Source organism: Pseudomonas sp. TAE6080 (genome assembly GCF_018732265.1).
Classification (GTDB): domain Bacteria; phylum Pseudomonadota; class Gammaproteobacteria; order Pseudomonadales; family Pseudomonadaceae; genus Aquipseudomonas; species Aquipseudomonas brenneri.
Window position 1 is genome coordinate 93,142 of the sequence record NZ_JAHIDY010000018.1, and the last position, 18,637, is coordinate 111,778.

17 protein-coding genes are annotated in these 18,637 nt (G+C 61.1%); 8 read left to right on the forward strand and 9 right to left on the reverse strand.

What is annotated here, in order from left to right; translation table 11 throughout:
* Window positions 1-33: 33 nt before the first annotated feature.
* Genes pvrR through KL786_RS15355 form a run of 3 tightly spaced genes read right to left on the reverse strand, consistent with a single transcriptional unit; the run spans window position 34 to window position 5,056 of the window.
* A complete protein-coding gene (pvrR, locus tag KL786_RS15345; protein ID WP_032860238.1) occupies window positions 34-1,221 on the reverse strand; it encodes a response regulator cyclic di-GMP phosphodiesterase PvrR in 1,188 nt (395 codons plus the stop codon).
* Window positions 1,208-4,030 carry a response regulator gene (locus tag KL786_RS15350; RefSeq protein ID WP_215518158.1) on the reverse strand — a complete coding sequence of 941 codons (2,823 nt, stop codon included), beginning with the start codon at window positions 4,028-4,030 and terminating at the stop codon, window positions 1,208-1,210. Before KL786_RS15350 ends, pvrR begins: the two co-directional genes overlap by 14 nt.
* 54 nt (window positions 4,031-4,084) lie before the next feature.
* Window positions 4,085-5,056 (reverse strand): fimbrial protein, encoded by a 972-nt coding sequence (locus KL786_RS15355; protein WP_215518159.1) that lies wholly within the window; start codon window positions 5,054-5,056, stop codon window positions 4,085-4,087.
* 195 nt (window positions 5,057-5,251) lie between these two features.
* Here KL786_RS15355 and KL786_RS15360 point away from each other — a divergent pair, with 195 nt between their 5' ends.
* From KL786_RS15360 to KL786_RS15370, 3 genes are read left to right on the forward strand one after another with little or no spacing between them, the layout of a single operon-like run.
* On the forward strand, window positions 5,252-5,728 hold the full coding sequence (locus KL786_RS15360; protein ID WP_215518160.1) for a MarR family winged helix-turn-helix transcriptional regulator: 477 nt from the start codon (window positions 5,252-5,254) through the stop codon (window positions 5,726-5,728).
* A gap of 15 nt (window positions 5,729-5,743) precedes the next feature.
* Window positions 5,744-6,946 (forward strand): HlyD family secretion protein, encoded by a 1,203-nt coding sequence (locus KL786_RS15365; protein WP_154842195.1) that lies wholly within the window; start codon window positions 5,744-5,746, stop codon window positions 6,944-6,946.
* Window positions 6,946-8,475: a DHA2 family efflux MFS transporter permease subunit gene (locus tag KL786_RS15370; protein WP_215518161.1), complete on the forward strand. Its 1,530-nt coding sequence runs from the start codon at window positions 6,946-6,948 to the stop codon at window positions 8,473-8,475. The genes KL786_RS15365 and KL786_RS15370 overlap by 1 nt, the downstream gene beginning before the upstream one ends.
* 54 nt (window positions 8,476-8,529) lie before the next feature.
* Here the strand turns inward: KL786_RS15370 and KL786_RS15375 are convergent, their stop codons facing one another.
* Together KL786_RS15375 and KL786_RS15380 are read right to left on the reverse strand one after the other, a co-directional pair.
* Complete coding sequence (locus KL786_RS15375; protein ID WP_215518162.1) at window positions 8,530-9,585, reverse strand: permease; 1,056 nt, start codon at window positions 9,583-9,585, stop codon at window positions 8,530-8,532.
* Window positions 9,586-9,687: 102 nt separating this feature from the next.
* Window positions 9,688-10,389: a histidine phosphatase family protein gene (locus KL786_RS15380; RefSeq protein ID WP_215518163.1), complete on the reverse strand. Its 702-nt coding sequence runs from the start codon at window positions 10,387-10,389 to the stop codon at window positions 9,688-9,690.
* A 250-nt stretch (window positions 10,390-10,639) separates the two neighbouring features.
* Here KL786_RS15380 and KL786_RS15385 point away from each other — a divergent pair, with 250 nt between their 5' ends.
* The 4 genes from KL786_RS15385 to KL786_RS15400 all read left to right on the forward strand — a co-directional run bounded on the left by KL786_RS15385 (window position 10,640) and on the right by KL786_RS15400 (window position 14,471).
* Complete coding sequence (locus tag KL786_RS15385; RefSeq protein WP_215518164.1) at window positions 10,640-11,338, forward strand: glutathione S-transferase N-terminal domain-containing protein; 699 nt, start codon at window positions 10,640-10,642, stop codon at window positions 11,336-11,338.
* 3 nt (window positions 11,339-11,341) lie between these two features.
* Window positions 11,342-12,184 (forward strand): PhzF family phenazine biosynthesis protein, encoded by an 843-nt coding sequence (locus tag KL786_RS15390; protein ID WP_215518165.1) that lies wholly within the window; start codon window positions 11,342-11,344, stop codon window positions 12,182-12,184.
* A gap of 121 nt (window positions 12,185-12,305) precedes the next feature.
* On the forward strand, window positions 12,306-13,280 hold the full coding sequence (gene hemB / locus KL786_RS15395; protein ID WP_215518166.1) for a porphobilinogen synthase: 975 nt from the start codon (window positions 12,306-12,308) through the stop codon (window positions 13,278-13,280).
* Window positions 13,281-13,385: 105 nt separating this feature from the next.
* Window positions 13,386-14,471 carry a DUF1615 domain-containing protein gene (locus KL786_RS15400; RefSeq protein WP_215518167.1) on the forward strand — a complete coding sequence of 362 codons (1,086 nt, stop codon included), beginning with the start codon at window positions 13,386-13,388 and terminating at the stop codon, window positions 14,469-14,471.
* A gap of 2 nt (window positions 14,472-14,473) precedes the next feature.
* Here KL786_RS15400 and KL786_RS15405 read toward each other — a convergent pair whose 3' ends face one another.
* Window positions 14,474-15,253 (reverse strand): DUF4349 domain-containing protein, encoded by a 780-nt coding sequence (locus KL786_RS15405; protein WP_032860222.1) that lies wholly within the window; start codon window positions 15,251-15,253, stop codon window positions 14,474-14,476.
* 170 nt (window positions 15,254-15,423) lie between these two features.
* On the opposite strand from KL786_RS15405, the gene KL786_RS15410 reads away from it, so the two are divergent.
* A complete protein-coding gene (locus KL786_RS15410) occupies window positions 15,424-15,834 on the forward strand; it encodes a PaaI family thioesterase (protein ID WP_215518168.1) in 411 nt (136 codons plus the stop codon).
* A gap of 122 nt (window positions 15,835-15,956) precedes the next feature.
* On the opposite strand, the gene KL786_RS15415 is transcribed toward KL786_RS15410, so the two are convergent.
* The 3 genes from KL786_RS15415 to KL786_RS15425 are packed head-to-tail and all read right to left on the reverse strand — an operon-like array spanning window position 15,957 to window position 18,539.
* Window positions 15,957-17,138, reverse strand: a complete 1,182-nt coding sequence (locus KL786_RS15415; RefSeq protein ID WP_215518169.1) for an acetyl-CoA C-acetyltransferase — start codon at window positions 17,136-17,138, stop codon at window positions 15,957-15,959.
* Window positions 17,139-17,149: 11 nt separating this feature from the next.
* Window positions 17,150-17,809 (reverse strand): CoA transferase subunit B, encoded by a 660-nt coding sequence (locus KL786_RS15420; protein WP_032860219.1) that lies wholly within the window; start codon window positions 17,807-17,809, stop codon window positions 17,150-17,152.
* Between the two features lie 31 nt (window positions 17,810-17,840).
* Entirely contained in the window at window positions 17,841-18,539 is a 699-nt protein-coding gene (locus tag KL786_RS15425) for a CoA transferase subunit A (protein WP_010211319.1), read from the reverse strand.
* Window positions 18,540-18,637 lie beyond the last annotated feature (98 nt).

Genomic DNA, 18,637 nt, shown 5'->3' on the forward strand with positions numbered 1-18,637 from the left:
GCGGTCGGACACAATGGCCTCTGAAATAAAGTCTCAATAGGTGCTTGCCGGACCGTCCTGGTTCAGCAACTGCTGGAACTGGTCTGAAGAGACCGCGTGGGAAATCAGGAACCCCTGGACCTGAGTGCAGTCGATCTTACGCAACAGCGCAAGTTCTTGCGCGGTTTCCACACCTTCGGCCACTACGGTCAGGCCCAATTGTCGGCCGAGGGCGACAATGCTGGTCAGTGCCTGTGCCAGTTCTTCGTTGTCGTTGCAGCCCTGGACCAGTGCGCGGTCGATCTTCAGTTCGGTAAAGGGGGTGGATACCAGGTTCATGTACGAGCTGTAGCCCTTGCCGAAGTCATCCTGGGACAGGCCAAAGCCCTTGATCCGCAAACGGCAGGCGCCGGCGTAGAAATTACTGATGTCCTGGGGCACCGAGCACTCCATCAACTCGAAACAAATGCGCCCGGGAATGCCCTGGTGTTCCAGGACGAAAGCGAGGATGCGGTCGGCCAGGTCATAGCTGTTGAGCAGGTGCGTGGGCAAATTGATCGACACCGGGATGTCATAGCCCTGTACCCGCCAGCGGGCCTGGGCGGCGATGGCCTGTTCCAGTACCCGCCACAGCAGGCGCTCTTCCAGGCTGTAGGCCTTGAGTGCGGGCAGGAACGCACCGGGCAGCAACACGCCGTATTCGGGGTGGATCCAGCGCACCAGGGCTTCAGCGGCGACAATGCGCGCGTTGGCCAGGGCTTTTTTGGGTTGGAACCAGGCTTGCAACTCGCCGTTGTCCAGGGCTTCAAGAATGGCCTGGCGCTCGATGCCCGGCGCCGTTTCGGGCAGTACCACCTGGCGCAGGCCCAGCAATTGCTCGGTGAGGTTGCGCAAGGCTGCGATGTTCACCGGCTTGGAAATCAGCCCGATCACATTCACTTGCAGGTTGCTCGCCACCAGGCTTGCGCTCATCAGCATGCGTCGGGAGGCGGCGCTCATGATCGCCAGTGCCGGCTTGGCGCGCAGAGTGGCCAGGCCCTGGATAAATTGCACACCGTCCATGCCGGGCATCAGCAGGTCGGTCAGCACCAGGTCGAAAGTGCGCCGGCGCAGACAGGTCAATGCCTCTTCGCCATCGCGCGCCGATTCCACATGGAAATCCCCCAGCTCACTGAACAGGTGCTGCAGGTACTGATGCTGGAAGGGGTGGTCTTCGACGATCAAAATGCTACAGCGATTCATGGAGGGCTCGTTCATAGGGAGCCAGTTCGTTGAACAAGGCTCGCAGGGTGAAGGGTTTGACCAGGCAGTGATTCATCCCGGCCGCCAGGCATAAGGCTGCTTCGCCACGCATGGCGTTGGCGGTGGCGCCGATGATTGGCACGGTGCAGCCCAGGCGTCGTAATTCCTGGGCCAGTGCGTAGCCGTTGAGCTTGGGCATGTTGACGTCGCTCAGCACGATGTCGAACGTTCCGGCGCGCCAGCGTGACAGGGCTTCTTCGCCGTCCGAGGTGAGTTCCACGGTGCAGCCCAGCTCTTCCAATTGATCGCGCAGGATCAGTTGATTGATGACGTTGTCCTCGGCCACCAGGATATGCAGGTGCAACTTGCGCAGATGGCGCTGCTCATGGCTCGCCTGGGGTGTCGCCACCGGTATGCCCTGGGCCTGGCTCACCGCGTGGTGAATGGCGTGCAGGTCATTGAGGTTGACTTTGCAGCCGCCCAGCATGATCTGCGGCACTGTGCAGCCGTCGCTGCTGGCCAGCACCAGTGGCCCGTTCCACTGCGGTGCCAGGCGTAGCTCGGCCTGGCCGGGGTGCAGCTCGATCAACAGGCCCGCGCCGGCCGGGTCCATGGCCGATGGCAAGCCGATCTGCGGGCGGGCGCCCCAGCGGCGCAACCAGCCGCTGACGGCCTCGGCCAGTTCGCGGACCGGCGACACCACGTAAATGACGTCTGGCAACAAGGCCGTCATGCTGGCGGGCAACACGTCTTTGGCGCACTCCACCAGCGGCAGGGCCAGGGAAAAACTGCTGCCCAGCCCGGTCTCGCTGACCATGCGCAGGCTGCCATTCATCAAGTGTGTGAGGCGCAGGCAGATCGGCAGGCCCAGGCCGGTTCCCGCCACTACATTGGTGTTGCCGGCGGTCTGGTAGAACGGGTCGAAAATAAACGGTTGATCGTCACCGGCGATGCCTTTGCCGGTGTCCGAGACTTGCCATTGCACGCTGGCGCGCTCGCCATCGCGGCTCAACAACGTGGCCCGCAAGACGATGCGCCCGGAGTCGGTGAACTTCACGGCATTGCTCAGCAGATTGTTGAGGATCTGGCGGATCCGGCTGATGTCGCCGATGACCCGGTCCGGCATCTGTGGGTCGATGCAGGCATACAGGTGCAAGCCCTTGCTCTGGGCCGCCGCGGCATAGCCGTGGACCACTTCCTGGACCAGGGCCAGGGTGGAAAACTCGCTCAGTTCCAGGGCCAGTTGCCCGGCCTCGATCTTGGACACGTCGAGCACGTCACAGATCAATTGCAACAAGGTGGCGGAGGAGCCTTCTATGGCTTGCAGGTAGCTTTTCTGTTGCGGATCCAGATGGGTGCGGGCCAGCAGTTCCAGGGTTCCCAATACGCCATACAGCGGGGTACGGATTTCATGGCTCATGGTCGCCAGGAACAGGGTCTTGGCCTCATTGGCGGCGTCGGCCAGTTGTCGCGCCTGCTCCAGCGCCGCTTCGATCTCGGTGCGCGTACTGATGTCGCTGAAGGCGCACAGCAACACGTCCTCACCTTTGTAGCGGGTGGGCGCACAACTTAGGTACAGGTGGCGGCCGTCGGCGGTTTCAAAGTAATCGGAAAGCGTCGGCGCCTGGGTATCGAAGGCTTGGCGGATCCAGCCAGGGCTCAGTTGTTCGCGTTCACCGCTCTGGCCCAGCCATTGCTGGCACAGGGTGTTTTCCAGCACCACTTGGCCGTCGGTGCGGCGCAATACACACAGGGCCACGGGGGCGGTCTGGATCACGTCACGGCTGAACAGCTCGCTTTCCACCAGGGCCTGGATACGATGGATCGCGGGCGCAATGAAGCGGTGCTCGATGCGGCGGGTCAGCAGCCACACCAGGCTGATACCAAACACACAGAACGCCAGGGCGCCGAGCAGTTGTGGCCATAACGATAACAGCACCGCACGCAGGTCGATGGAGTAGGTCAGTTGCCAGTCCGAGGACTTCAGCTGTTTGCGCAGCACCAGTTGCTCGGGCAGCCATCCATTGCCGACAAAACCAAAGAAGTCATGTTGCAGCAGGCGCGGCAAGGCCTGGTTGGCCTGGGGCCGGGCGCTGTTGCTGAACAACGGCAACCCTTGGGAGTTGAACATGGTGAACTCCCCGGCGCTGTGATCGCTCAGGGTGTTGGAGACTTCGCGGTCGTCCATTTCCAGGCCCAGCCAGCCGGAGTCCGCATCGCGCTCGTCCAGGCGAATGAAAATATACAGCTGGGAGTGACCCTGGGTGCTTTGGGTCAGCCACAGTTCTTGCAGGGCTGGAGGGTTTACCTGTTTCAGGTGGTCCAATTGCTTGAGCAGGTCCTTTGGCAAATCACTCGCTGGCGGGGTGGCGTTGTACAGGCGCAGCACCTTGGCCTCGGCGCCACTGGTAACGTAGATCAGGTTGAGTTGCTTGTCCTTGAGGTAATCGCGCATGCGCTGGGTCAGCCAGATGCTCCATTGCTTGGCGGGGCGGGTGCCCAGCAGCAGGTGGATTTCTTCGGCGGACACAGCACTTTCGGCATTTTTAACGCGCCGGGTGGCCGACAGGCTGAGGCTTTCGAGCAGGGATTCTCGGGTGGTGAAAAACGTATGGGCTTCGGCAATGGCGCTGCTCATATAGCTGCGGCGCTGGGAAATTTCATTGTTGAACGTGAACAGCAGGAAGCTGTACACCCCACCCAGGATGCCCACCAGCACCACCAGCGCAAAAATGCGCAACAGGCGGCGGGCGGCGTCGGGGGTAGACAGAATCGGGCTGATCTGGTGCAGGTAGGTCTTCAATCGCATGCCGGCACTTTAGGTGTCGCCGGGTGTAGGGAAAATCAGACGATCCTTAGTTTGCTACAGGTAGTTCACGATAAACGTCACGCTGGTGTTGCCGTTGCCGGCCTTGAGTTCAGTGCTGCCCAGGCGGTAGTAGGCCGCCGACAGCGGGATGTTGAAGCTGGTGCCGCTCGTGGTGAAAGCGTCGAAGGGATAGGTGGTATCCAGTGCCAGGGGCTGTCCGGCCTGATTCATCAATTGCAGGGCGATGTCCTTGGCGTTGGTCTTGTCGTTGCTGAGCGCAACAATGCCTTTGGCTGCGTCGATGACCGGGGTGTTGGCCTTGATCGAATAGGTCACCTTCTTGATGCCGGTCTGGCACTGGTTCAGGGCAATGTTGAAGGGCACTCGACGTTGGGTGGGACCAATTCGGGGGAAGTCTTCGAGGGTGTAGTCGATCCCCATGTCCACCGGGACGGAAGGGGTCTGGCAGGAGGCGCTGTTCAAGACGATGGCATTGGTCAGGTTGAATCTTTTCAGGATCAGATAATCGTCTTGCAAAGTGCCCAGGAGGCCTGCACTGATCCTGACTTTATCCGTCAGTTCGCCAGTCTTGATGATTTCCAGGCGCACCGACCCCGCAGTGATCCCGTAGTTGCCGTTTGGGGCGATTGGCTGCAAGGAGAGTTCGTAGCGGTTTAACGAATCCATCCAGATACGGTAGGAGAGCCCGCTTTTGCCCAGGGGGAAGATCGATTCCCTGCCGGTGATCGTCCCGTGCGACGGATTGAGTAATACGCCGTATTGTGAGGTTGCCGTGCACCCCCAGGTATGAGCGGTCCCGGACAGGGTCTCCTGATAGACCACGGTGCCATTGGGTGTGTCGGCGGGTATCGTCAGGCCAGCACTGGCCAGGCTGCCACCGAAGTAGAGGTCTTGCGTGGTGGAATTGTTGGCCGTGCAACTGTTTGCGATCGCGACTGACGAGCATGTCAGCGTCATCATGACGATGAAGGCGAACAAGGGGAGCGGTAGTTTTGAACGCTGCATGAGGGATATACGTGCTGGAAAAGAAGGGCTACACGGTAATCACGCCATCCGCTGCTGCCTATCAGGTGATCCTTAGAACACACCGTTGAGTAGTCAATTGCCAAGCAAGCTAAGCATTTTGTTTGACATTCACTGCCTAGGCAGTAATATTTGGTCACATATTCGCTGCCTAGGCAGTAATAAGGTGACTTGCCGATGGATCACTTCACCCCGCAAAACTTCCACAACTGCCACCTCGGGCTGTTGCTGGGCCGCGCCGCGATCCTCAAGGACCGCATCATCGACACCCATATGGAACCCCACGGCATCACCGCCGCGCAGTTCAAGGTGTTGATCATCATGGCCCAGTTCGGCGTCGATACCCCGGCAGAACTGTGCCGCTACCTGTCCCTGGACAGTGGCTCGATGACCCGCATGCTCGACCGCCTGGAGCAAAAGGACCTGCTGGCGCGCAAGCGTTCCGAACAGGATCGGCGCCAGGTGCAGCTTGTGCTCACTGCTGAAGGCCAGCGCCTGGCAGACCTGTTGCCGCAGATCGGCGCCCAGGCCCTGAACCAGTTGGCCGGCGTGCTGGAACCCGGCGAGTTGCAGACCCTGGAACGCATCCTCAAGAAAATCCTTATCGCTGCAGGTGATCCCATCACGCTGCAGCGCGTAGGGCGTACTGATTAACCCAAGGTACTTGTCATGGCGACTGCCCAAGCAAACAACACCGCTGAACCCCAACCCAACGACAGCAACCCGCGCAAACGCAAAATCATGCTGCTGGGCCTGACCCTGATCGTGGTCCTCGGCATCGTCGGTGTGTGGGGTTGGCACGAACTGTATGGCCGCTGGAGCGAAAGCACCGATGACGCCTACGTCAACGGCAATGTGGTGGAAATCACCCCGCTGGTCACCGGTACCGTGGTCAGCATTGGTGCCGATGATGGCGACCTGGTGCATGAAGGCCAGGTGCTGATCAACTTCGATCCCAACGATGCCGCCGTCGGCCTGCAAAGTGCCCAGGCCAACCTGGCGCGTACGGTGCGCCAGGTGCGTGGCTTGTACAGCAATGTCGATGGCATGAAGGCCCAGGTATTGGCGCAAAAAGCCCAGGTGCAAACCGCCCAGGACAACTTCAACCGCCGCAGAATCCTCGCCCAGGGTGGCGCGATTTCCCTGGAAGAACTGTCCCATGCCCGCGACGCCCTGAGCGCGGCGAGCAATTCCCTGGCCAACCTGCAACAGCAACTCAATACCTCCACCGCGCTGGTGGATGACACGGTGATTTCGTCCCACCCGGATGTGCAGGCTGCCGCTGCGCAATTGCGCCAGGCCTATCTGGCCAATGCGCGCAGTACCCTGATCGCACCGGTCACCGGCTACGTCGCCAAACGCACCGTGCAACTGGGCCAGCGTGTCGAACCGGGCACCGCATTGATGGCGGTGATTCCCCTGGACCAACTGTGGATCGACGCCAACTTCAAGGAAACCCAACTGCGCAATATGCGCATTGGCCAGCCGGTGGACATCGAGGCCGATCTCTACGGCAGTGACGTGAAGTACAGCGGCACCATCGACAGCCTCGGCGCCGGAACCGGCAGCGCCTTTGCCTTGCTGCCGGCGCAGAACGCGACCGGTAACTGGATCAAGATTGTGCAGCGGGTGCCGGTGCGCATTCATATCAATGCCGAGGAGCTGGCCAAGCACCCATTGCGGGTGGGTTTGTCGACCCAGGTAGAAGTCAACCTGCACGACCAGAGCGGCCCGGTGCTGGCGCAACAGCCGCCGCAAAAAGCCTCGTTCAGCACCAATGTGTATGACCGCCAGTTGAGCGAAGCCGACGCGATGATCACCCAACTGATCCATGACAACAGCGTGGCCGTGCCCAAGGCAGCGCAACGCTAATGAGCAATAACGCCTCCTTCACACCACCCAGCTTGTTGATGGCCACCATTGGCCTGTCCCTGGCGACCTTCATGCAGGTGCTCGACACCACCATCGCCAACGTGGCGTTGCCGACCATTTCCGGCAACCTGGGGGTGAGTTCGGAGCAGGGCACCTGGGTCATCACCTCGTTTGCGGTGAGCAATGCGATTGCCTTGCCACTGACCGGCTGGTTGAGCCGGCGCTTTGGCGAAGTGAAGTTGTTTTTGTGGGCCACCCTCCTGTTTGTGCTGGCCTCGTTCCTGTGTGGTGTCTCCACCTCGATGCCCGAGCTCATCGGGTTTCGGGTGCTGCAAGGCCTGGTGGCGGGGCCGTTGTACCCGATGACCCAGACCCTGCTGATTGCGGTGTATCCGCCCGCCAGGCGCGGCATGGCCCTGGCGTTGCTGGCGATGGTCACGGTGGTGGCGCCGATTGCAGGTCCCATTCTCGGCGGCTGGATCACCGACAGTTACAGCTGGCCGTGGATCTTCTTTATCAACGTGCCCATCGGGATTTTTGCGGTGATGGTGGTGCGCTCCCAGCTCAAGAAACGCCCGGTGGTGACCAGCCATCAACCGATGGATTACGTCGGGTTGTTGAGCCTGATCGTCGGGGTCGGGGCCTTGCAGATCATCCTCGACAAGGGCAACGACCTGGACTGGTTCGAATCCAACTTCATCATCATCGGCGCTGCCATCTCGGTAATCGCCCTGGCGGTGTTCGTGATCTGGGAAATGACCGATAAACACCCGGTGGTCAACTTGCGGCTGTTTGCCCACCGCAATTTTCGCATTGGCACTATTGTGCTGGTGCTGGGCTACGCCGGGTTTTTCGGCATCAACCTGATCCTGCCGCAGTGGTTGCAGACGCAGATGGGCTACACCGCGACCTGGGCCGGATTGGCCGTGGCGCCGATCGGGATTCTGCCGGTGTTGATGTCACCGTTTGTCGGCAAATATGCGCACAAGTTCGACCTGCGCCTGCTGGCCGGCCTGGCATTCCTGGCGATTGGCCTGAGCTGCTTTATGCGCGCCGGGTTCACCAATGAAGTGGATTTCCAACACATCGCCATGGTGCAACTGTTCATGGGCATCGGCGTGGCGCTGTTCTTTATGCCGACCTTGAGCATCCTGATGTCCGACCTGCCACCGCACCAGATCGCCGACGGCGCAGGCCTGGCGACGTTCCTGCGGACCCTGGGCGGCAGCTTTGCGGCGTCGCTGACCACCTGGATCTGGATTCGCCGGGCCGATCAGCACCATGCCTACATGAGCGAGAGCATGAGCACCTATGACTCCGCCACGCGGGATGCACTCAATGCCCTGGGCGGTGCCGGGCACAAGGCCTATGCGCAACTGGACCAGGTCCTCACCAGCCAGGCCTATATGATGTCCACCGTGGATTACTTCACGTTGCTGGGGTGGATGTTCATGGGCTTGATCCTGCTGGTGTGGCTGGCCAAGCCACCGTTTACCGCGAAGACGGGGCCGGCGGCGTCAGGTCACTGATCTTGCCGCACATGCGGTCAAAAGTGTGGGAGTGCCCCAACATTCACCGAGTCACTAAAGAACCACCACCGCGACCAACCCACACACCACCCCCATCAGCATGGTCAGCCCAGCCACCGTCACCAGTACCCGCGCATCGAAATCCTTGCGCAGCATCAACAGTGACGGCAGGCTCACGCTCGGCAGGGTCATCAACAGCGCCACCGCCGGCCCGGTCCCCAGCCCGAGGGCCATCATGGTTTGCACAATCGGGATTTCCGCCGCCGTCGGGATCACAAACAAGGTGCCGACAATCGCCAGCGGCACCAGCCACAGCAAGCTGTCGGCCATTGCGCCATCCACATGGGGAAACAGCCACACCCGCGCCGCGCCCAGCAGCAACACCGCCAGGATGTACACCGGGATGGTGCTCCAGAACAACTGCCACAGGGTGCGCAACCAGCGGCTGAGGAACGGTTGGGTCTCGGTAGCGCTGACGTCGGCTACGGCGTCCAGCGCCACCTGTGGCACCTGTTCAGGGCGAGCGATACGTTGGGCGATCAGCGCCACACCAATCACCAGTACGATCCCGGCCACCAGCCGCAGCGCGGCAAAGTCCCAGCCCAGGACAAAGCCCATGAACACCAGCGTGGCCGGGTTGAGCACCGGGTTGGCCATCCAGAACGCCAGTGCTGCCCCCACCGAAACCTGTTGGCGGCGCATGCCGGCTGCCACCGGCGCGGCGCAGCAACTGCACATCATGCCCGGCAGGGCGAACAGCCCGCCGCGTACCGTGGAGCCAAGCCCGGCGCGGCCGAACAGGCGCAACAGCCAGTCCCGTGGAATCAAGACCTGCAGCAACGAGCCGAGAATCACCGCCAGCACGGCGGCTTTCCAGATCGCGAGGAAATACACCTGGGCATAGGCCAGGGCCGCCGCCAATGGCGAGCCTTGCTGGTCATTGAGAATCGAGTTGCCGATGCTATGGCTGTCGGCCGCGACGAAGGCCTTGAAGTAGTAGGGCGACCACTTCACGTAATACAGGCCGACGCAGGCCACCAACAGGAACAGCGCCGGTTTCCACCAGAAGGACCAGCCGCGTGCAGGGCTGGCAGAGGTGAGGTTAGACATGGTCAAGATCCGCAGATAAGTCGATAGCGACGCATCATACGCGGTCCCGCCCCCTGTAGGAGCCGGCTTGCCGGCGATAGCGGTGTGTCAGGTTCTACACGATCAAGTGTCAGCGTTTACATGCGTCGCATCCGGGCAGGTGTGCAAGCCGTTATCCAGGCCTTGCTTGTAGTTGCGGCTGAGCAGGCTGGCCTTGCCGTCGTGCCAGGTCAGGGTCAGCACGTACAACGTGTCGAAGTCACCGCCGGACCAGTCTTCGGTGATGGTGTACTTCTCACCGACGGCTTCGCTCGCCACCTTATTGATCAACTCCGGCAGGTAGCCGTGGGACCAGGCCGTGTAGATGGTGGAGTTGTGGTATTTGTCTTCCATCAATTCGTCAGCCAGGTCGCTGGTATCGTTGGCCGAAAACTCGATGTTGACTGGCAGCCCAAGTTTGATCGCGCTGGGGCTGATGGTCATCAATGGACGAATATAGCTGTAGGAATTGTCGAACTCGCCTTCCTCGACATTGCGCGTCGGATTGGCGGCGAACACGAAATCGGCGGCGCCGAATTTTTCCGGCAGCACCGTGGCCAGGTTCATCGCGCGGTTGAGGCCCTGGCAATTGAGCTGGCCCAGGCCGCCGGCGGGTTTTTCGCCATGGCGCAGGAAGACCAGGGTCTGTACGCCGTTCTTCGGCTCGGCACTGCTTTCGCGAGCTTCGAAGGCCAGCATCAAGGCGCCGCCTACGAAGAACATCGGTAGCATGTAGTAAGCATATCGTTTAAAGCGTTTACCAAGGCACAGAGGCTTGATTGTCATTAGGTTCGAGTCTTCAGTGCTTTGGATCAAGACCGCAAGGCCCAGCCACAGCGACGCTCCAAGCATCGTGCGGTTTTCCATGAGTATGGCGGTATGCCTCCATTCAACCGTTCAAGCGCTTCTAAGAGTGCGCCATAGCGTTTTGGTTCGCTGAAATCCGAGATTAGCGCGCCGATGTTGCGGATTGAAGACCAATGCAGCCTGGCCGCTAGATGGCTATCATGGGTTTTTCTCAGCTTGGGGTATATCGATGATTTCACTCGCAGCGTTTCCGATTATTACCAAATGGCCAGCCCAGCATCCCGAGCGTTTGCAGCTGTATTCGCTGGCGACCCCCAATGGCGTCAAGGTATCGATCATGCTCGAAGAGGTGGGCCTGGCGTATGAGGCGCACAAGGTCAGCTTCGACACCCAGGACCAGCTTTCCCCGGAGTTCCTGTCCCTGAACCCCAACAACAAGATCCCGGCGATCATCGACCCCAATGGTCCTGGCGGCGAGCCGCTGGCGTTGTTCGAGTCGGGTGCGATCCTGATCTACCTGGCTGAAAAAACTGGCCAACTGCTGCCCCTGGCCCCCGCTGCGCGCTATGAAACCCTGCAATGGCTGATGTTCCAGATGGCCGGGATCGGGCCAATGTTCGGCCAGGTCGGTTTCTTCAATAAGTTTGCCGGCAAGGCCTACGAAGACAAGCGCCCCCGTGACCGCTACGCCGCTGAAGCCCGGCGCCTGCTCGGCGTGCTGGAAAAGCACCTGCTGGGCCGTACCTGGATCATGGGCGATGAGTACAGCATCGCTGACATCGCCACCTTCCCCTGGATCCGCAACCTGATTGGTTTCTATGAGTCCGGCGATCTGGTGGGCATTACCGACTTCCCCAATGTATTACGGGTGCTGGATGGCTTTGTCGCCCGGCCAGCGGTGATCCGTGGTCTGAATATTCCGAGCTGACCCATGCCGACTTTCGATTTCAAGCAACTGGACGTGTTCAGCAGGGTTGCACTCAAGGGCAACCCACTGGCTGTAGTGCTGGGCGCCGATGGCCTCAGCGACCAGCAGATGGCCGACTTTGCCCAATGGACCAACCTCAGCGAAACCACCTTCCTGCTCCAGCCCCGGGACCCGCGTGCCGATTACCGAGTGCGGATTTTTACCACTGTGCAGGAACTGCCCTTCGCCGGCCATCCGACCCTGGGCAGTTGCCAGGCATGGCTGCAAGCCGGTGGCGTGCCCCGGGGCCGAGAGATCATCCAGGAATGCGAGATCGGCCTGGTGCGCATCCGCCGCGAGGGTGACGAGTTGGCGTTTATCGCCCCGCCCTTGATCCGTTCGGGCCCGTTGGATGTTGAGTTGCTGGAGCGTGTGCGCCTGGCCCTGAACCTTGAGCCCGAGGCGATCCTTCGCAGCCAATGGGTCGATAACGGCGCGGGCTGGCTGGCCCTGATGTTGACTGATCGGCAGGCGGTACTGGCCTTGCAGCCGGACTATTCAAAGTTGCTGGGGCTGGCGGTGGGCGTGATTGCCCCGTGCGACCCTGCCTACGATGAGGTTGATGCGCAGTTTGAGGTGCGGGCGTTCATTGCTGGTGATGGGGCGCCGGAAGATCCGGCCACTGGTAGCCTGAATGCCGGCCTGGCGCAGTGGTTGCTGGGCGAAGGCTTGGCGCCCGATGCGTATGTGGTCAGCCAGGGCACTACCATGGGGCGTGTAGGGCGAATCCGTGTCGCCCGGCAAGGTGATGAAATCTGGATCGGTGGTGCCGTGACGGTCTGCATAGAGGGCTGTCTACGGCTGTAGGTCAATGCAATTGTTACCGCCAGGGGAATAAACTGTTGTTCCCCAGCGTTTGTTCTGATGGGTGCGTAGGGCATAAGCTTTCGCCCCTAGGTTTTTTCGCCTGTTTTTTTCAGGAGCATTCATGTCCAGCCAGTTCCCCGAAGCCCGTCCTCGCCGCTTACGTCGTTCCCCCGAGTTACGCAGCCTGTTCCAGGAAACCGAATTCACCCTCAACGACCTGGTGTTGCCGATTTTTGTCGAAGAAGAAATCGACGATTTCGTACCGATTACCAGCATGCCCGGTGTGATGCGCATCCCTGAATCGAAACTGGCCAGTGAAATCGAGCGCTTTGCCCGCGCCGGGATCAAGTCGGTGATGACGTTTGGCGTGTCTCATCACCTGGACGCCAGCGGCAGCGACACCTGGAACGAGCGCGGGCTGGTGTCGCGCATGTCGGCGATCTGCAAGGACGCGGTGCCGGAAATGATTGTGATGTCCGACACCTGCTTCTGCGAATACACCGACCACGGCCATTGCGGTGTGATGCACGGTAATGAAGTGGACAACGACCGCACCCTGGCCAACCTGGGCAAGCAAGCAGTGGCGGCCGCCCGCGCCGGTGCTGATGTGATCGCACCGTCGGCGGCGATGGACGGTCAGGTCCAGGCTATTCGCCGGGCCCTGGATGCGGCCGGTTTCAACCATATCCCGATCATGGCCTATTCCACCAAATTCGCTTCGGCCCTGTATGGCCCGTTCCGCGAGGCGGGCGGCAGTGCGCTGAAGGGCGATCGCAAAAGCTACCAGATGAACCCGATGAACCGCCGCGAAGCCGTGCGCGAATCCCTGCTCGACGAGCAGGAAGGTGCCGACTGCCTGATGGTCAAGCCGGCCGGCGCCTACCTGGACATCATCCGCGATATCCGTGAAGCCTCGCGCTTGCCCGTGGCGGCCTACCAGGTCAGTGGCGAATACGCGATGATCAAGTTCGGTGCCCAGGCAGGGGCCATTGATGAAGCACGGGTGGTGCGTGAGACCCTGGGCTCGATCAAGCGTGCCGGTGCGGACTTGATCTTCACCTACTTTGCGATGGACCTGGCGCTTTCCGGGATCTGATCCTGACGCTACACCCTTGTAGACGCCGGCAAGCCGGCTCCTACAGGGGCGGGTGTGGGTTTGTGAGATAGTGGGTGCTTTAACTGGCCTACAGGACACCCCCGCATGCTTTCATCCCGGATGATTCTCTGCCTGGCCGCCTTGTTGGTCATGGCCGGCTGTTCAACCCAACGCAGCCAGCAACAGCCCGAGCGCAGTGAGGCCGAGGTCAAGGCGCAGATCGTGCGGCTGATGCCGGCCAAGGTGTCGGATCGCGCCGGTTGGGCCCAGGATATCTACACCGCCTTCGACAGCCAGAACATCTACCCCAGCACTGAGAATATCTGCGCGGTACTGGCGGTGACCGAGCAGGAGTCCACCTACCAGGTCGACCCGCCGGTGCCGAACATGGGCAAGATCGCCCAGGATGAAATCCTCCGTCGTGCAGGCAAAGTGCATGTGCCGGCCGTGCTGGTGCGTACCGCGTTGCAGCTGCGTTCGCCCACGGGCAAGTCCTACGCCGAGCGCCTGAGCGCTGCGCGTACCGAAAAAGACCTGAGTGGCATCTTTGATGATTTCATTGGCACTGTGCCATTGGGGCGTACCTTGTTTGGCAGTTTCAACCCCGTGCATACCGCAGGCCCGATGCAGGTGAGCATTGCCTTTGCCGAGAAACAGGCCAGGGGCTATCCCTACACCGTGGACGGCAGCATTCGCCGGGAAGTGTTTACCCGACGGGGTGGCATGTACTTCGGCATCGCCCATTTGCTCGGCTACCCGGTGAACTACAACCAGCCGCTGTACCGTTTTGCGGATTTCAACGCCGGTTGGTACGCCAGTCGCAATGCGGCGTTCCAGGCTGCCGTCAGCCGCGCCTCGGGCACGCGTCTGGCGCTGGATGGGGATCTGATCCTGCATGGCTCCATCATGCCCGGCACCACGGAGCTGGCGGTGCGTTCATTGGGCAAGAAGCTGGACATGCGCAACCCGAGCATTCGCAGCCAGCTGGAGCAGGGCGATCGCCTGGATTTTGAAGAGACCACCCTGTACCAGCGAGTGTTTGCCCTGGCCGAGAAAGCCGAAGGCAAACCGCTGCCGCGGGCGATCCTGCCGGGTATTGTGCTCAAGAGCCCGAAGATCACCCGCAACCTCACCACGGCCTGGTTCGCCAAGCGTGTGGATGAGCGTTACCAGCGCTGCATCAAGCGCTGAGGTCAGGGGCGACGCTTGACCAGCTTGCGCCACAACCAGACCCACAGCCACAACACCGGGAACGCGAGGATCACAAACGGCAGCACATAGCTGGAACGCTCCAGGGCATCGGCGGTGCCATCGACCAGGTTGTCGCCCAGGTTGCCGAACATCCTGGCAAAGCGCGATTGCTGATGCTCGCCGTCCGAGGGCTGGAAGTTCAGGGTCACGCGGTTGGTGTCCAGGCGCCGCTGTTGGCCGGCGGCGATCTGTGCCAGTTCCTGCAGCTCGTTTTCGATGGCGGCCTGTTCCTTGCTGAGGGTGATCAGGTCACCCACGGTGATGTCCTTGCGCGCAGCCAGTTCATCCAGGCGTTTTTGCTGGGCCTGCAAGCGTTCCTGGCGACGGCGCACATCGGCCACGGCGTCGGCCAGGTCCTCGGCGCTGGTGATGCGCTGGCCCAGTTGACCGCCCTCGGCCGCCATGCTCACCAACGGCTCGACACCGTTTGGAACAATGCGTAGCACGATCATGCCGCCGTCGCTGTTCTCTTCGATACGCAGGATATTGCAGGCGCCGAACTGCGCCGACTCACAGGCTTGGCGAGTGGCCTGCATGCGCGGTGCCAGCAGGGCTACTGGCATCGCCAGGCTCAACTCATGCTCATAGGCCAGCAGCGCGCCGGCCCGGCCCTGTTCGCCACTGATGGCCGTGGCCTCGGAGTACTCCTTGGGCGAGCAGCCGCCGAGCAGCAGGCCAGTCAATAACAACAGTGCAGTGAATCTGCCTTCCAGATGGCGCATTACAGTTCCTTCAAGTGTGCGGGATAAAGTGCGCGGCGATTAAAGCGGGTTTGCCCGGCGAACGCAAAGCGGGCGTAGGCTTATCGCCACAGATTTGCCGCATTGATCTTGATGGCTGCAACGCGCGCCCAGGGTTAAACCTTGTGTCTGCACACAAGGACGATCCGACCATGACTGTTACTCCTGAAGGTTTTATCCCATTGCCCCGCAGCAGCCCGCTCCTGGATTTGCTTGGCCCGGTGTACTGCCGTGGCGAAGGCCTGCAACTGCAACTGGGGCTGCGCGCCGACAATCGCCATGCCAACGGACGCGGCACGGTCCACGGTGGCGTGCTGGCGACCCTGGCGGATGTTGGCATGGGTTACGCCATGGCGTTTTCCAGCGCCCCGCCGTTGCCGTTGATTACCGCGAGCATGACCCTCGATTATCTGGGGGCGGTGCAGGTGGGGGAGTGGATCGAGGTGCACTTGGAGCACCACAAGCGCGGGCGGCAGATGGCGTTTGCCACGGTCAGTTTGCAGGTGGGAGAAAAGGTCGTGGTGCGGGCCAATGCGGTCTTCGCCGTGCCCCAACCTGGCTGACGATGGAGATCTATTGTAGTCGCTGGCTTGCCAGCTCCTACATTGAAGGGCGCTTACAAATCAGAAGGCAAAAAAAGGCCCGGTTTTCGTGGAACCGGGCCTCTTTCATGTTGCTCGTTGAATCAGCCGCGCTCAAGGGCCAGTGCCACGCCCTGACCGCCGCCGATGCACAAGGTGGCCAAGCCTTTCTTGGCATCGCGCTTGATCATTTCATGCAGCAGGGTCACCAGCACGCGGCAGCCTGAAGCGCCAATCGGGTGGCCGATGGCAATCGCGCCGCCGTTGACGTTGACCTTGTCCGCATCCCACTCCAGTTCCTTGCCCACCGCCAGTGCCTGTGCGGCAAACGCTTCGTTGGCTTCGATCAGGTCCAGGTCGGCCAGTTGCCAGCCGGCCTTGTCCAGGCAACGGCGGGTCGCGGACACCGGGCCAATGCCCATGATTGCCGGGTCGACACCTGCGTTGGCGTAGCTGGCAATACGCGCCAGGACCGGCAGGCCGAGGGCCTTGGCTTTGTCGGCGCTCATCAGCAGCACCGCAGCGGCGCCGTCATTGAGGCTCGACGCGTTGCCGGCGGTGACGCTGCCGTCTTTCTTGAAGGCTGGCTTGAGCTTGCCCAGGGATTCGGCGGTGGTGCCGGCACGGGGCTGCTCGTCCACGGCAAAGGCAATCGGGTCGCCCTTGCGCTGGGGAATCAGGATCGGCGTGATCTCGTCGGCAAAGCGCCCGGCTTCAATCGCGGCGGCGGCTTTTTGCTGGGAGGCGGCGGCGAACGCGTCCTGGGCTTCACGGCTGATACCGTATTTGTCCACCAGGTTTTCCGCAGTGATCCCCATATGGTAGTCGTTGAACGCATCCCACAGGCCATCGGTGATCATGCTGTCGATCATCTTCGCGTGGCCCATGCGCAGGCCGGTGCGGGCGGATGGTAGTACGTAGGGGGCCAGGCTCATGTTCTCCATGCCGCCAGCGATGATCACCTCGGCGTCACCGCAGCGGATGGCTTGCGCGCCCAGGTGCAGGGCCTTGAGGCCCGAGCCGCAGACCTTGTTCAAGGTCAGGCTCGGCACCGCATGCGGCAGGCCGGCGAGGATCGATGCCTGGCGCGCCGGGTTCTGGCCGCTGCCTGCGGTCAGCACCTGGCCGAGGATCACTTCATCCACTTGCGCAGGATCGAGACCCGTCTGCTCCAGCAGGCGGCGGATCACCGCAGCGCCCAGTTCCGGAGCCGGGATGCCGGCCAGGGCACCTTGGAAGCTGCCAACGGCGGTGCGGGTGGCAGCAACAATCACGACGTCTTGCATGGAATCTGTCCTCACTGGAAATGCATTTCTGGAACGTGGTCCGGGACGATCAGTTTACCGGCGGTCTTGCTGACAATCTCTTCAACGCTGACGCCAGGTGCGCGTTCCTTGAGGACAAAAGCGCCATTTTCGATTTCCAGGTAGGCCAGGTCCGTCAGCACGCGCTTGATGCAGTTGGCACCGGTCAGCGGCAGGCTGCATTGGCTGAGCAACTTGGACTCACCGTCCTTGGAGGCGTGGGTCATGATCACGATGATGTTTTCTGCGCCGGCCACCAGGTCCATGGCGCCACCCATGCCCTTGACCAGCTTGCCTGGGATCATCCAGGACGCGATGTTGCCGTGTACGTCCACTTCAAAGGCGCCGAGTACCGTGAGGTCGACATGCCCGCCACGAATCATGGCGAAGGATTCGGCGGAAGAGAAAATCGAGGCGCCGATGCGTGCGGTAACGGTCTGCTTGCCGGCGTTGATCATGTCGGCGTCGATGGTGTCTTCGGTAGGAAACGGACCCATGCCCAGCAGGCCGTTTTCCGACTGCAGCATCACTTCCATGCCGTCGGGGATGTAGTTGGCCACCAGGGTCGGGATGCCGATGCCGAGGTTGACGTAGAAGCCGTCCTGCATTTCGCGGGCGACGCGTTGAGCCATTTGTTCGCGGGTAAGAGCCATTTTATGTGTCCTTATTATTCGGGCTAGAGGATTACTTGCGGACGGTGCGCTGTTCGATGCGCTTCTCGAATGTGCCGCAGATGATCCGGTCGACGTAGATGCCTGGAGTGTGGATCTGCGCCGGGTCCAACTCGCCCGGTTCGACGATTTCCTCGACTTCAACCACGGTGATCTTGCCGGCGGTGGCCGCCAGTGGGTTGAAGTTTTGCGCCGTGTGGCGGTAGATCACGTTGCCGAAATGGTCGGCTTTCCAACCTTTGACGATGGCGAAGTCGCCGGTAATGGACTCTTCCATCAGGTATGGGCGACCGTTGAATTCACGGGTTTCCTTGCCTTCGGCGACTGGGGTACCGACGCCGGTGGCGGTAAAGAAGGCCGGGATGCCGGCGCCGCCTGCGCGCATTTTTTCCGCCAGGGTGCCTTGGGGCGTCAACACCACTTCGATTTCGCCGCTGAGCAGTTGCTTCTCGAACAGGGCGTTTTCACCGACGTAGGAGGCGATGACCTTGCTGATCTGTTTTTCTTCCAGCAACACGCCCAGGCCGAAACCGTCGACGCCGCAATTGTTGGAAACCACCGTCAGGTCACGGGTGCCTTTGCGCTTGATTTCGGCGATGAGGTTTTCCGGGATGCCACACAGGCCAAAACCACCGGAGAGTACGGTCATGCCATCTTCCAGGCCTGCCAGCGCTTCTTCATAGGACGCCACGCGTTTATCGAAACCTGCCATATGCACCTCTTTTATTGTTTGTGGTCCAGCCAGTGAACCGAGTGTTGCGCCGACGGATTGATTTGTTAAGTTGTTTTTTAAGGTTGATTGATTTAAAA